Below are 13,335 nucleotides of genomic sequence, written 5' to 3'. Positions count from 1 at the left end.
GAATTTTCGTCTGGCCTCCAGGTATTCGGTCGGCATTGCTATTTGTAGGGTTGCAGTGAGCTTAATTCGACGCAATACTCTACGCATAACTGTGTGTTCAATTACACATGATTGCGAGAGGAGGTGAGTATGACGGCATTACTAGAGCGTGCTGACCAAGCGATATCCGTTACTGCAATGGTTAGGGGCTTCAGTGCGAGGCTAAAGGAGATCTCCAGTCGAGCCACCGAGCGCCTGGTTATTTTCAAGGACAATCAACCAGCAGCGGTCATTATCAATGTCGACGCGTATCAGGAAATGCTCGACGAGCTTGAGAATCTGAGAATTGAAGCGGTAGTCCGGGAGCGACTGATCGGTTTTGATCAAGCCAAGGCCATCAGTCATGACGATATGCGGGCACGGTACGCCAAGAAGGACTAAAGGAGCTGTGGATGGTTTGGGGCGTAATCTATCATCCGGAAGTTCAGAAGGATCTGGATCTACTGGGCGCTGTGGCGGCAAACCGCATTCTTGATGTCATCGAAGAGCGGATTATCAACGGCGAGCCGGACAAAAGCGGAAAACCGCTTAGAGCCAGCCTTGCAGGTTGTCGACGGATTCGAACAGGCGACACGCGGATTGTTTATCGAGTGGATGGAAAGGCGATCCAGGTGTTGATAGTCGCCGTTGGCGCTCGACGCGACGAAGAAGTTTACGACGCCGCAGAGCGTCGCCTCAAATAACAAAGCCCCCGTTGCCTTGCGGCAGTCGGGGCTTTTTATTGCCTGTTACTTGATTGAACCTGCAAAGATCCCTGTAGGAGCAAGCTTGCTCGCGATGGTCGTGAACGGTAACGCGTAAACCTGGATGCCCTGCGGCGCGCTTTGGTTTTTCGCGAGCAGGCTCGCTCCTACAGGGGTTGTGGTGTTCGCTGGAATGAAAAAGCCCCCGCTACCGTGAGGTGACGAGGGCTTTTTTGTGGGCGGGATCAGATCACTCCTGAGCCGCCGTCTCCTTCGCTTGACGCTTCTCGATCACATCCACCAGGCGCTGGGCCAGGGCTGGGTAGTTCTCGTCGAAGTGGTGGCCGCCCGGCAGTTTCATCGCCTCGCCGACTGCGGTCTTGTCGGTGCAGCCGCTTTCGTCTACTTCTTCTTCACCGTAGATGCACACCACTTTCTCGGGTGGCAGCTTGGCCATTTCCGGGCCGGTGGCGGCTTCTTTGCCGGCGTTGCCGAGCCAGCCTTCGACTTCGATTTCGAAGCTGCCGGTGCGGGCGAAGGCCAACAGAATGATAGCGTCGACGCGCTGCTGTTCCGACGCCTCCAGACGGTTGTAGATCGCTGGCAAGACATCGGCGCCGAACGAGTAGCCGGTCAGGATGAAGCGCTTGGTGCCCCACTTCTGGCGGTAGTGCTGCATCAACTCCGCCAGGTCCAGCGCGCTTTGCTCCGGGCTCTTGTGCTGCCAGTAGTAGCGCAGGGTGTCGATGCCGACCACCGGGTAACCGATCTTCGCCATCTCGCCGGCGACGTCGCGATCGAGGTCGCGCCAGCCGCCGTCACCGGAGAGGAACAGCGTGACCGTGTCCTTGGCCTGGCCGGCCGGCACTTCGACCACCGGAATCTGCAAACCGCCGGCCGCTTTGTCGCCACCAACGAGGAGCTTGCGCAGTTCGTTGTTCAGCACTTGCGGCAGGTTGATGTCGTAGTCGCTGATGCTGGTTTCGGCGTTCGGTTGGTCACGCACGAAACCCGCACTGGCGTCATCCGGGTTGTCGTTCCACGCCACCAGCCAGTGGCCGTGGGCAGCGCTTTTCGGCAGCAGGTGCGTGCAGCCGGGTTTTTCCAGGGCCAGGTCCACCGAAATGGCCTGGGCCTTGTCGTCCTTCTGCTCGGACAACCAGCGCCACGCCAGCACAGCGCCCGGGCCGATGCCGCTGACCAGGGTCGCCGGGCCCTTGAGTTCTCTCAAGGCCGATTGCAGGGCGCGACTTTGCAGCAGGCATTCTTTGGGCAGGATCACCTGGACGATCTGCGCCGAGCCGGAGCGGCTCAGGGTCAGCAACTGTTTGTCGCTGAGCTTCTGCTCTTCATTGACCGCCACCAGCACCTGCGCGCGTGGTGTGTTGCCGGGGATGACACGGGTCATCGCGGCGCCATCGGCCGGAGTCAGCCGTTCGAGGGTCGGTTCTGGCGCCGGGCGTTTCAGGTACCAGTAACCGCCACCGAGAATCAGGGCCAGCACCACCAGCGTGCCCAGTACGTACCGCAAGGAGCGTTGAATCATCAGCGTTTCACCAATCCAGTCAAGCCGCCCGCAATCAGGGCAGCAGTGTCGGCCAGGGCTACCAGCGGATCGAGTCCGGCGGGCACGGCCATATAACGGGGTTCCCAGTCAGGCTGGAATTTGTCTTTGAAGCGGCGCAAGCCTTGGAAGTTGTAGAGCTGCTCACCACGGCGGAAAACCATCGAGCCCAGACGCTGGGTCAGCGGTGCGCCGCGACGGGGTTGTAGTCCCGACAATGGCACCATGCCCAGGCTGAAACGCGCGTATCCATGATTTTTATAATGTTGAATCAGGCCGACCATCATGAACTCCATGGTCAGCTTGGGAGCGTCCGGGTGCGCGCGCATCAGGTCGAGGCTGGCCAGTTCATGGCCGTACGTCTCGAGCAGGTTGGCGAACGCCACCGGGCGTCCTTCGAAACGGATCACCGCCACGCGAAAATGTTTCAGGTAATCATCACTGAAGCGGCCGAGGGAGAAGCCTTTCTCGCGCACGTTCTTGCCGGTCAGCCAGGCATTGGAAATCACCTTGAGCTCATCCATCGGCGCATGCCCCGGTTCGTGGATTTCCAGTGACAGGCCATCGCGGGTGCCACGGTTCCAGGTGTAGCGCAGGTCCTTCATCTCTTTGCCCTTGGCCTCGAGATCAAAGCGATGCAGATCGACCCGGGCTTCTTCGCCGAGCTTGATCGCGGTCAGGCCGATGTCCATGTAGTAAGGCAGGTTCTCGGCGCGTACCTGATAGAACACCGGACGGGCGTGGTGGATGTCGCAGAGATCGCGGAACTGCCAGATCATTTCCGCCCGCTGCTGGGTCGGGCCGATCGGGTCGTACAGCGCCACCAGGCTGCGGCCACGGCGGGCGTACATCAGGAACGCCTCGTCGTTAGGGTGAAACAGCAGCGCCTTGTCACCGGTGAGGGCCAAGCCACCATCCGGTTGCGAGGAAGCCATGAGGATCTTTACCGCGCGGTCCAGTTCGTCGGCTGTTGGCAGGTGGATCACCGGGCGCGCGGTCCGCAGCAGCCAGGTCAGGGACACCACCACTAGCAGCACCGCGGCGCCCAGCAGCGAACGCAAGCCGCGCGGGGCATCGGCGTCGAGGGTGAATTGCCACCAGAGCTGATGGCTGTACGGAACGTCCTGATAGGCGAACAGCAGCAGCCAGATCGAGGCGCCGAGTACGCACAGGCTCGCGACCAGGTACAGCGGCGAGAACGGCAATTCAGTCAGGCGGCTAGGGCGATAGAACGAGCGCCGAAAAACCCCCAGCAGACTTGCCGTCAGGGTCATCAGGCAGGCTTCTTCCCAGTCGAAACCCTTGAGCAAGGAGAGCAGGGCGCCAACCAGCAGCAAAATGGTGGTCAGCATCCACGCGGCCGACAATCGACGACGCAGCCCTTGAGCCAACAGCAAGCACAGAACGCCGACCAGGCTGGCACCGAAGTGCGAGGCGTCGACCAGTCGGTGCGGGATCAGGAAGCCGATGTGTTCCAGGCGCGTATCGATTTCCGGCGTCACACCGGAAAACAGCAGCACCACGCCGGACAGAAACACCAGCACCGCCAGAATCGGCGCGGCCAAGCCCGAGGCGGCGCGCAGTGACTGACGTGTCTGGAACACCCGTTGACCTTCGTTGATCAACAGCAGCAAGCACGCCACCAGCATCGGCAGCACCACGTAGATCAGGCGATAGAGCAGCAGCGCGGCAGCCAATGGTGCGGCGCCGAGTGTGTCGGAAAAGGCCGCCAGCAGAATCGCTTCGAACACCCCGACACCGCCGGGGACGTGGCTGAGCACGCCCGCCGCGAGGGCCAGCAGGTACACCAGCAGAAACGCGCCGAAGGGCGGTGCTTCAGGCAGCAATAGATAAAGCACAGTTGCGGCGGCCGCCACGTCGAGGGCGGTGATGATCAGTTGCAGGAAGGTCAGGCGACGGCCCGGCAGGCGCAAGGTGCGGCGCCCGACCTTGACTAGCAGGTTGTCCGGGTAAGGTTGCTCCGGCAGGCGACGGCGGTAGATGCCGATGGCCAACACCGAGAACAGCAGCAATACGGCTGTTGCAATCGCGCCGAGCAGCACCTCGGACAGACCCAGTGCGGCGGAGGCGGCAGACAGGTCGCTGAGGGTCGCCAGTGCGGCCAGCGGAGGCAGCGCGCAGCCGAGCGAGAGGCTGGCGAACAGCGTCATGTGGGCGACTTCAGAGGCCCCCAGTCCATGACGTGCATAGAGACGATAGCGAACCGATCCCCCCGAGAGCATCGAAAGACCGATGGCGTTGCCGATGGCGAACGCGGTGAAGCCGCCCAGCGCCAGGGTTCGCGGTGCCAGCGTGACGCCGGCATAGCGGCTGGCGGACCATTCGTAACCCAGCAGAATAATGAACCCGACGATGGTCGCGCCCAATGCGCCGAGCAATGCCGGTTTCGGAACCTCGAGAATCGAGTCGTGCAGAGCGTACAGATCGAGTTCGCTCAGCAGGTGGCGACAGGCAATCAGCGCAATGGCGAACAGCAACAAAGTGACGGCCAGGCCGATGGGCTGGCGGTATTTGCTGACCAGATCAAGCAAGCGCAAACGCTCGGCCTTGATCGGTTGTGTCGCTGTGACGGTGTCTTGTGGATCAGACGAGTTGGCGCGCATCAATCACCTCTTGGATTGTGCGCGACAGGATGGAGGTATCCAGCCAAGTTACCAATCCCTGTAGAAAAAAATAATCACAAATATTAACGCCTCTCGCCGGCATTCGGCGACGGCATGTCATCAGGCGTAGAGGCTTTTGCTTGCGAGTGAGCATAGTCTGAACTCGGCGCATTGGAGACCCGAACGGCTCGCTACACAGTGACAGATCATTGTTGCGAAAGGACTTTTTCAACAGATACAAAAAAGGCCACTCTTTCGAGTAGCCTTTTTTGATGTTTGGTTGCGGGAGCCGGATTTGAACCGACGACCTTCGGGTTATGAGCCCGACGAGCTACCAGACTGCTCCATCCCGCGTCTGTGTGGCGGCATTCTATAGAGATACGCCGGGGTGTCAACCGTTAATCCTGAATTGATTCAAATAAGCGTAAATGAGTGTCGAACGCTCGCAGGGGAGCGCTAAGTTTCGGAATCAGAACGATTTGTCGTTTTGGTGCAGAGCAGGGTGCCCATGTCGTTTTGACAAAACAGGCGCGCACAAAAAAGGCCACTCTTTCGAGTAGCCTTTTTTGATGTTTGGTTGCGGGAGCCGGATTTGAACCGACGACCTTCGGGTTATGAGCCCGACGAGCTACCAGACTGCTCCATCCCGCGTCTGTGTGTCGGCATTCTACAGAGGATCGCAGGGGTGTCAACCTTAAATCCTGATAAAACTGTTCAGGTTCAATCGCTTAGCTTGTTCAGGCGGTAGCGTGATCGCCCGGAGACGTAAGCGTGGCAAGGCTTTCAGCTCTATTGGCAGGGGCTGTTCGATTGAGAAAATAAATTCATCCGGTACTTTTCCTACGCGCTGGAAAGAACATTCAGACTACTGGTGCTATATACAGGTGTCAGTGAGATACTGCCGATCCGGCTCGCCATCAGGCCGTTTCTTCACCCTGAACAGCGCTTTTATATGACGCAGCGAAAAATCATCCACGTCGATTGTGACTGCTTCTACGCCGCTATCGAGATGCGTGACGACCCGCGCCTGGCCGGTAAACCGCTGGCGGTCGGCGGATCAGCCGATCGGCGCGGCGTGATCGCCACCTGCAATTACGAGGCGCGGGCCTACGGTGTGCGCTCGGCGATGTCTTCCGGGCATGCCTTGAAGCTGTGCCCGGACCTGACCATCGTCAAGCCGCGCATGGAGGCCTATAGAGAAGCATCGAAGGAAATTCACACGATCTTTCGCGATTACACCGACTTGATCGAGCCGCTTTCCCTGGATGAGGCCTACCTCGACGTATCGGACAGCGCGCATTTCGGCGGCAGTGCCACGCGAATTGCCCAGGATATTCGCCGGCGGGTATCCAATCAGCTGCACATCACGGTCTCGGCTGGCGTCGCGCCGAACAAGTTTCTCGCGAAGATCGCCAGCGACTGGAAGAAGCCCAACGGTTTGTTCGTCATTACGCCGGATCAGGTGGAGGACTTTGTCAGCGGCTTGCCGGTGAGCAAGCTGCACGGCGTGGGCAAAGTGACCGCCGACAAGCTGGGCCGGCTCGGCATTGTCGATTGCTCGCATCTGCGCGAGTGGGACAAGTTGGCGTTGGTGCGTGAATTTGGCAGTTTTGGCGAGCGACTCTGGAGCCTGGCGCGTGGGATCGATGATCGGTTGGTGCACAACGACAGCCGTCGGCAGTCAATCAGTGTCGAAAACACCTACGACGTAGATCTGCCGGATCTGGTGAGTTGCCTGGATAAATTACCCGAATTGCTGGAAACCTTGGCGGGCCGCATGGCGCGCATCGACAGCAGCTATCGGCCGGGCAAGCCGTTCGTCAAAGTCAAATTCCATGACTTCACCCAGACCACGCTGGAACAGGCCGGGGCAGGGCGGGACTTGGGCAGTTATCAATTGCTGCTGACCCAGGCGTTCAACCGTGGCGGGAAGCCGGTGCGGTTGCTCGGGGTTGGGGTGCGGCTGGAGGATTTGCGGGGCGGGTTTGAGCAGATGGAGTTGTTTGAGCGGTAATTTTGCGGTGAATGTGAGGGCCTCTTCGCGAGCAAGCCCGCTCCCACATTGGATCTCCGGCGTTCACAAATTATGTGTTCACAACAGATCCAATGTGGGAGCGGGCTTGCTCGCGAAGCTCTTGCTCTTAATTCGGTCCCGGATCCGCCACCAGTCGCCCGGCATCCTTGGTCAATGACTTGAGGAATTCGGTCTGCAACTCTGGATCGTTGCGGGTCAGTTCGATCAGGCTTTGTTCCAGTTCACTGGCTTCTTCTTCCAGACCCAGCTCCGACAGACGCTTGACCCGGTGTACCCACTGGCTCACTTCGTCGTCTTCGAGGTCGTCGTAAATCAGCCCATGGGCTTCGAGCAATTTGCCCCGCAAACCGCTGCTGACCGCCAGGGACGAGTCGGTGTGCACGTCGTCCTGGGCATCTGCGACACTGATCAACAAGCGGCTCAGATGATTGATGTCATGTTCGGCGAACGGGCTGTCCAGCAAGTTCATGCGCAGGACACCGTTTTTGTCGGTGGTCAGATCGAAGGTTTCCTTGCCGGCCTTGACCACCACCGGACGCTCGCTCCAAGGCAGGCTCGAGTATTCGGTGCGTTTGTCGAGCTGGACCTCGTCGATACCCGCCAGGTTCTGTTGCGCACGGCCGTGAGACTGTACGTTCATGAACGGGTTGACCCCGGCGAAACCGTAGCTGAGCCAGTCCTTGGTCACGCTGTCCGGCAGGTTGCCGAGGGCGAACACATTGACCACGTTCGCGCCGACACCGGCCACGATCGCCACCATGCCCAGCGGGATCTCGTAGACCTCCCGCCAGGGTTGGTACGGCGTGTAGCGATCGTAGTGGCGCGTGACTTCGAATTCGGTGACTTCGAAGGTCTTCTGCTCGTGGATTTTCACCCGCCGTTGCGGCAACTCAAGCACCTTGGGCTCGCCGACATCGATCTGCAGGCTGTGATCGAGCAATTTGCGCTCGACGCGTTCCTCGTGCTCGCTGCGTTGCGACATGTGATTGGCACAGCCGCTGACCAGCAGGGTGCCGCACAGGGCGGCACCACCGAGGCCTAAGGTGTTTCGCTTGAACATGACTTCTCTATCTGGTGTCAGCGGCGGATTCGGGCCTGGAGGAAAGACAGCACGTCAGCGACCGGCAGCGCTTGCGCCTCGGGTTCGGTGCGGCTCTTGTATTCCAGATTGCCTTCGGCGAGGCCGCGGTCACTGACCACGATCCGGTGAGGAATGCCGATCAGCTCCATGTCCGCGAACTTGATGCCCGGGCTGGTTTTCTTGTCACGGTCGTCCAGCAGCACTTCGAAGCCGGCTGCAGTCAGTTCTGCATACAACTTGTCGGTGGCTTCGCGAACCTGTTCGGTTTCGTAGCGCAGTGGCACCAGGGCAACCTGGAAAGGCGCCAGGGTGTCGCTCCAGATAATCCCGTTGGCGTCGTTGTTCTGCTCGATGGCCGCCGCCACCACGCGGGAAACGCCAATGCCGTAGCAGCCCATTTCCAGGGTGACCGGCTTGCCGTTCTCGCCCAGCACTTCGCACTTCATCGCTTTGCTGTACTTGTTGCCCAGCTGGAAGATGTGCCCGACTTCGATACCGCGCTTGATTTCCAGAGTGCCTTTGCCGTCAGGGCTTGGGTCGCCAGCGACGACGTTACGCAAGTCGGCAACGGTCGGAACCGGCAGATCGCGCTCCCAGTTCACGCCAAAGTAATGCTTGTCGTCGATGTTCGCACCAATGCCGAAGTCGCTCATCAGCTCGACGGAACGGTCGATGATGATGGGCAGCGGCAGGTTCAACGGGCCGAGGGAACCGGCGCCGGCGCCAATGGCGTCGCGCAGTTCGCTTTCGGACGCCATCACCAGCGGGCTGGCAACGCCTGGCTGGTTGCCGGCCTTTATTTCGTTCAGTTCGTGATCGCCACGGATGATCAGGGCGATCAGCTTGCCGGCTTCTTCAGCGTGAACCACCAGGGTCTTGATGGTTTTTTCGATCGGCAGGTTGAAGCCTTCGACCAGTTGCGCAATGGTCTTGGCGTTCGGGGTGTCGACCAGGCGCAGCTCTTCGGCAGGCGCTGGACGAGAGGTTTCGCGCGGTACGGCTTCGGCCTTCTCGATGTTCGCGGCGTAGTCGGAACCGTTGCTGAAGACAATATCGTCTTCGCCGGATTCGGCCAGCACGTGGAACTCGTGGGAGCCGGCGCCGCCGATCGAGCCGTTGTCGGCTTCAACAGGGCGGAACTTCAGGCCCAGTCGGGTGAACACGTTGCAGTACGCCTGGTGCATGCGGTCGTAGGTGACCTGCAGCGAAGGCTGGTCAGCATGGAACGAGTAGGCGTCCTTCATGATGAATTCGCGACCGCGCATCAAGCCGAAGCGTGGACGGATTTCGTCACGGAACTTGGTCTGGATCTGATACAGGTTGATCGGCAGCTGTTTGTAGCTGCTCAACTCGTTGCGCATCAGGTCGGTGATGACTTCTTCGTGGGTCGGGCCGGCGCAGAAGTCGCGACCGTGGCGATCCTTGAAGCGCAGCAACTCAGGGCCGTATTCTTCCCAGCGACCGGATTCCTGCCACAGCTCAGCCGGTTGGGTGCTCGGCATCAACACTTCGAGAGAGCCGGCGGCGTTCATTTCTTCACGAACGACGGCTTCGACCTTGCGCATGACTCGCAAGCCCATCGGCAGCCAGGTGTACAGGCCCGAGGCGAGTTTGCGGATCATGCCGGCGCGAAGCATCAGCTGATGGCTGATCACGACCGCATCGGAAGGCGTTTCTTTCTGTGTGGCGAGCAAAAATTGACTGGTGCGCATGGTTGGCCGTTGTCGGTTGCTGATGACGGAAATGACGGGGCATTGTACGGGCGAGATCCGCTGGCGTACAGGCGTGCGGTCGGCTGCAGGGTAGAAGGGCGGAAATCGTTCCGCCCTCTGGGATGCTTCCTGCGTAAAGAGCCTACGACTCTTCCGCGACCTGGGTCGGAATCGGTTCCGGCGTCGGCGTAGGGCCTTCGCGGCGGCTTTCCTGATACCAGTGAAGAGCGATCAACAGCAGGGTCGGAACGCCGAGCAGGGCGGTGATCAGGAAGAAGTTGTGATAGCCGAACTTTTCCACCATGACGCCCGAGTAGCCGCCGATCAGGCGTGGCAGCAAGAGCATGATCGAGCTGAGCAGGGCGTATTGGGTGGCGGAGAACTTGAGGTTGGTGAGGCTCGACAAGTAGGCGACGAACGCCGAAGTCGCGAGGCCTGAGCTGAAGTTATCCAGGGAAATGGTCAGGATCAGCATGTTCAGGTTCGCGCCCATGTCGGCGAGCATCAGGAACAGCAAATTGGTGCCGGCTGAGGTGATGCCGCCGATGAACAGGATCGGCAGGATACCGAAGCGCACGATCAGCAGGCCGCCCATGCCGGCGCCGACCAGGGTCATGATCAGGCCGAAGATCTTGCTGACGCTGGCAATCTGATCCTTGGTAAAACCCTGGTCGATGTAAAACACGTTGGCCATCACGCCCATCACCGTATCGGACATCCGATAGGTGGCGATCAGGCCAAGCAGCAGCAACGCCTGCCAGCGGTAACGCAGGATGAAGTCGTTGACTGGCGTCAGCACGGGCGCCAGGCCACGGCGGCCGATGGCCGACAGGCACAATGCAGTGAGCGTGGTGTAAAGGATCGCCCGCAGGAACGCGCGGTCTTGAAGCAGCAGGTCGAGCAGGCTCACGCCTTCAAACAGCACGCTGGCGAAGTCGGTGTTGTAGAGCTGAGTGAACATTGCCGGTACCGACACCAGCAACACGATCAGTACGAACACCGAGGCCAGTTGATGCACAAAGCTGTAGCGACCGGCCTGAAGTTGCGTGCGCAGTGGCACCGCCGGTTCACGCATGAAGAGCGAGGTCAGCAGTGCCGGGACCATCAAGGCGCCGAACAGCAGGTAAGTGCCGGCCCACGCCGAATGCTTATAGTTGAAGCCGGTGGAGCCGAAGCCTTCAGCGAAGAACAGGGCGCCCGCGGTGGCCAGCAGTGCGGCGATCCGATAGCCCGACATATAACTCGCGGCCAGTGCGGCTTGACGGCTGTCCTCGGCAATTTCCAGACGATAGGCGTCGACTGCGATGTCTTGCGTCGCCGAGGCGAAGGCAACGACCACAGCAATAGCGATCAGCCAGGACAAATGCTTTTGCGGGTCGCAGAAGCCCATGCCGACCAGGCCGAGGATGACCAGGGCCTGTGAAAGCACCAGCCAGGAGCGTCGTCGACCGAGTTTGCCGAGGAATGGCAGGCGCCATTGGTCCAGTAACGGTGACCAGACCCATTTAAAGGCGTAGGCCAGACCGATCAGGCTTGCATAGCCAATGGTTTCGCGAGCCACACCGGCTTCACGCAGCCAGACCGAAAGTGTTGAAAACACCAGCATGTAGGGCAGGCCGGCGGCGAAACCAAGCAGCAACAGCACGAGCGTTGAGGGGCTGGCATAGGCGGCGAGCGCGGCGCGCCAGGTTTTACGGGGCATGGGCTGGAGTCTGCCTCAAGAATTACGGAAACAAAGCGCGCACTCTAACCGCTGTGCTCTACCGGACGCCAGCCATGGCGCTGAATATCAACACGATTATTCAGGATACTGATGCCCTCCATGCGCAAACGCGCCCGTTGTTCATCGCCCGAAGGACTGCCTGCGGGCAAGCTGATACGCCCACCCGCACCGAGCACGCGGTGCCAGGGTAATTTGCTGTCACTCGGCAATTGGCTCAGGGTCCGTCCGACGAAACGCGCGGCGCGACCCAGTCCTGCCAGCTCGGCGAGCTGGCCATAACTGACGACTTTGCCCTCGGGGACCTGGGCCAAGGTCAGGTAGAGCGCCGTGCGTCGGATTTGCGCCGGGCTTTCGGTGTCAGTGCTTGAGTCGGTCACGTCCGGGATTCCTGAAAAAATTCGCCTTACCGTCTGTAGAGTAATTCCTAGATCACCCATTGAGAAATGAACTCAATAGAATTAGACATGTCAGTCCTTGCTAGGGTCTTATTCCTACGGATAGCCGACTTTTTTCGCAATCTTGAGCCCTGTATTTGCTTATGGTGTCCAGAACCCTGCTGTGCCTCGCTGTCTTGAGTGCTTCCACGCCCCTGCTCGCTGATACCGTCTGGTTGAAAAACGGTGACAAGTTGAGCGGCAAGATCACCCTGTTCGACGGCGGCAAACTGTTGATTCAGACCGAATACGCCGGCGCGGTGCCGATCGACTGGAAACAGGTGAAAACCCTGGAAAGCGATCAGGAACTGCTGGTCAAGCAGGATGCCTACACCGGTGAAAAGGCCAAGGCATTGCATGCGGCAGACGACGGCAAAGTGACCCTGGCCAATGGCGAGGCGCCGAAGACCGTCGAGCTGGCGAGCATCCAGCAGATCCTCAAGCCCAAGCCGGTGGTCGAGGACTTGGTGTGGAAGGGCAATATCGACGCGGCGCTGGATTACCAGCGGGCGGAAAAAGACACCGACGACTACGACATCGACTTCAAGACCACTGCGCGTCATGGCAGATGGCGGCATATTGCGGAAGGCGAGTACAACCGCGAATTCCAGGATGACGTGGTCACCACGGACAACTGGCGGGCCGAATACTCGCTCGACCGCTTCCTGACCGAGAAATGGTTCTGGCAAGGTCGCGTGGTCTATAAGCGTGACAAGGTCGAAGACCTTTCCCGTCAGCGCACCGTCGGTACCGGTCCGGGTTACCAGTTCTGGGACAACGAGCTGGGCGCGTTCTCGCTCGGCTCATTGATCAACCGCACGGACTATGAATTCTCCGACGGCAGCAAGGAAAACTTCTATTCCGTGGCGATGAAGTGGGATTACAACCGCTACCTGATCGGCAAGAAGGTTGAGTTCTTCACCAATGGTGAGGTCGGCAAGCCATTGTCGGGTGTGGCGGATTACGCGCTCGATGCCGAAGCGGGCTTGCGCTATAAGGTCACCGAGTGGGCATCGCTTAACCTGAAGGCCGAGCGAGACATTATCAGCGGCACCGACGATGCCGATCTGGACAAGACCCGATACACCGCAGGGTTTGGTGTGGCCTGGTAAGGCATTAAAGAAAAATCGCAGCCCACGGGTTGCGATTTTTTTTGCCTGGCAAAAACACACAGGCACAAAAAAGCCCCGCTTTTGAGGGCGGGGCTTTTTACTAAAGCAAGTACAAGTTAGATAACTTGAACTTCTTCAGCTTGCATGCCTTTCTGACCGCGGGTAGCGATGAAAGAAACCTGTTGGCCTTCTTTCAGGCTTTTGAAGCCGTCGGATTGGATAGCTTTGAAGTGAACGAACAGGTCGTCACCGGATTGTGGAGTGATGAAGCCGAAGCCTTTTTCAACGTTGAACCACTTAACGGTACCAGTTTGGCGATTAGACATGC

Annotated in this window: 11 protein-coding genes and 2 tRNA genes; 4 read left to right on the top strand and 9 right to left on the bottom strand. The window is 59.4% G+C overall.

Annotated features, from left to right (window positions below):
• Positions 1–129: 129 nt before the first annotated feature.
• Positions 130–420 carry a type II toxin-antitoxin system Phd/YefM family antitoxin gene (locus ACIPL2_RS14340; protein WP_401357340.1) on the top strand — a complete coding sequence of 97 codons (291 nt, stop codon included), beginning with the start codon at positions 130–132 and terminating at the stop codon, positions 418–420.
• Between the two features lie 11 nt (positions 421–431).
• A complete protein-coding gene (locus tag ACIPL2_RS14335) occupies positions 432–722 on the top strand; it encodes a type II toxin-antitoxin system RelE/ParE family toxin (protein WP_401357338.1) in 291 nt (96 codons plus the stop codon).
• Positions 723–972: 250 nt separating this feature from the next.
• Here ACIPL2_RS14335 and ACIPL2_RS14330 read toward each other — a convergent pair whose 3' ends face one another.
• From ACIPL2_RS14330 to ACIPL2_RS14315, 4 genes are all read right to left on the bottom strand, one after another.
• Positions 973–2,268 carry an AcvB/VirJ family lysyl-phosphatidylglycerol hydrolase gene (locus ACIPL2_RS14330; RefSeq protein ID WP_401357335.1) on the bottom strand — a complete coding sequence of 432 codons (1,296 nt, stop codon included), beginning with the start codon at positions 2,266–2,268 and terminating at the stop codon, positions 973–975.
• Positions 2,268–4,910 (bottom strand): bifunctional lysylphosphatidylglycerol flippase/synthetase MprF, encoded by a 2,643-nt coding sequence (mprF, locus tag ACIPL2_RS14325; RefSeq protein WP_401357333.1) that lies wholly within the window; start codon positions 4,908–4,910, stop codon positions 2,268–2,270. Before mprF ends, ACIPL2_RS14330 begins: the two co-directional genes overlap by 1 nt.
• A gap of 277 nt (positions 4,911–5,187) precedes the next feature.
• Positions 5,188–5,264 (bottom strand) — tRNA-Met (locus ACIPL2_RS14320).
• A gap of 220 nt (positions 5,265–5,484) precedes the next feature.
• A tRNA-Met gene (locus tag ACIPL2_RS14315) sits at positions 5,485–5,561 on the bottom strand.
• Between the two features lie 301 nt (positions 5,562–5,862).
• Here ACIPL2_RS14315 and dinB point away from each other — a divergent pair.
• A complete protein-coding gene (gene dinB / locus ACIPL2_RS14310; protein WP_046046264.1) occupies positions 5,863–6,924 on the top strand; it encodes a DNA polymerase IV in 1,062 nt (353 codons plus the stop codon).
• A gap of 127 nt (positions 6,925–7,051) precedes the next feature.
• On the opposite strand, the gene ACIPL2_RS14305 is transcribed toward dinB, so the two are convergent.
• From ACIPL2_RS14305 to ACIPL2_RS14290, 4 genes are all read right to left on the bottom strand, one after another.
• Positions 7,052–8,005: a hypothetical protein gene (locus tag ACIPL2_RS14305; RefSeq protein ID WP_401357331.1), complete on the bottom strand. Its 954-nt coding sequence runs from the start codon at positions 8,003–8,005 to the stop codon at positions 7,052–7,054.
• Positions 8,006–8,022: 17 nt separating this feature from the next.
• Positions 8,023–9,738, bottom strand: a complete 1,716-nt coding sequence (locus ACIPL2_RS14300; RefSeq protein WP_401357329.1) for a proline--tRNA ligase — start codon at positions 9,736–9,738, stop codon at positions 8,023–8,025.
• A gap of 142 nt (positions 9,739–9,880) precedes the next feature.
• Positions 9,881–11,440, bottom strand: coding sequence for an AmpG family muropeptide MFS transporter (locus ACIPL2_RS14295; RefSeq protein ID WP_401357327.1), 1,560 nt, complete (start codon positions 11,438–11,440; stop codon positions 9,881–9,883).
• A gap of 44 nt (positions 11,441–11,484) precedes the next feature.
• On the bottom strand, positions 11,485–11,898 hold the full coding sequence (locus tag ACIPL2_RS14290; RefSeq protein ID WP_401357325.1) for an MGMT family protein: 414 nt from the start codon (positions 11,896–11,898) through the stop codon (positions 11,485–11,487).
• Between the two features lie 101 nt (positions 11,899–11,999).
• On the opposite strand from ACIPL2_RS14290, the gene ACIPL2_RS14285 reads away from it, so the two are divergent.
• The gene (locus ACIPL2_RS14285; RefSeq protein ID WP_401357322.1) at positions 12,000–13,007 is read left to right on the top strand and encodes a DUF481 domain-containing protein; all 1,008 of its coding nucleotides are present in this window, start codon (positions 12,000–12,002) and stop codon (positions 13,005–13,007) included.
• Positions 13,008–13,123: 116 nt separating this feature from the next.
• On the opposite strand, the gene ACIPL2_RS14280 is transcribed toward ACIPL2_RS14285, so the two are convergent.
• A complete protein-coding gene (locus tag ACIPL2_RS14280; RefSeq protein ID WP_401357320.1) occupies positions 13,124–13,333 on the bottom strand; it encodes a cold-shock protein in 210 nt (69 codons plus the stop codon).
• Positions 13,334–13,335 lie beyond the last annotated feature (2 nt).

Source organism: Pseudomonas sp. NPDC086251, from assembly GCF_044746405.1.
Taxonomy (GTDB): Bacteria; Pseudomonadota; Gammaproteobacteria; order Pseudomonadales; family Pseudomonadaceae; genus Aquipseudomonas.
This window is presented reverse-complemented; position numbering and strand designations above follow the sequence as displayed.

What these genes read in the sequence shown, in the direction of transcription:
- ACIPL2_RS14340 (WP_401357340.1), top strand. Translation starts at nt 130, where the DNA reads ATGACGGCATTACTAGAGCGTGCTGACCAAGCGATATCCGTTACTGCA.
- ACIPL2_RS14335 (WP_401357338.1), top strand. Translation starts at nt 432, where the DNA reads ATGGTTTGGGGCGTAATCTATCATCCGGAAGTTCAGAAGGATCTGGAT.
- ACIPL2_RS14330 (WP_401357335.1), bottom strand. Translation starts at nt 2,268, where the DNA reads ATGATTCAACGCTCCTTGCGGTACGTACTGGGCACGCTGGTGGTGCTG.
- mprF (WP_401357333.1), bottom strand. Translation starts at nt 4,910, where the DNA reads ATGCGCGCCAACTCGTCTGATCCACAAGACACCGTCACAGCGACACAA.
- dinB (WP_046046264.1), top strand. Translation starts at nt 5,863, where the DNA reads ATGACGCAGCGAAAAATCATCCACGTCGATTGTGACTGCTTCTACGCC.
- ACIPL2_RS14305 (WP_401357331.1), bottom strand. Translation starts at nt 8,005, where the DNA reads ATGTTCAAGCGAAACACCTTAGGCCTCGGTGGTGCCGCCCTGTGCGGC.
- ACIPL2_RS14300 (WP_401357329.1), bottom strand. Translation starts at nt 9,738, where the DNA reads ATGCGCACCAGTCAATTTTTGCTCGCCACACAGAAAGAAACGCCTTCC.
- ACIPL2_RS14295 (WP_401357327.1), bottom strand. Translation starts at nt 11,440, where the DNA reads ATGCCCCGTAAAACCTGGCGCGCCGCGCTCGCCGCCTATGCCAGCCCC.
- ACIPL2_RS14290 (WP_401357325.1), bottom strand. Translation starts at nt 11,898, where the DNA reads ATGGGTGATCTAGGAATTACTCTACAGACGGTAAGGCGAATTTTTTCA.
- ACIPL2_RS14285 (WP_401357322.1), top strand. Translation starts at nt 12,000, where the DNA reads ATGGTGTCCAGAACCCTGCTGTGCCTCGCTGTCTTGAGTGCTTCCACG.
- ACIPL2_RS14280 (WP_401357320.1), bottom strand. Translation starts at nt 13,333, where the DNA reads ATGTCTAATCGCCAAACTGGTACCGTTAAGTGGTTCAACGTTGAAAAA.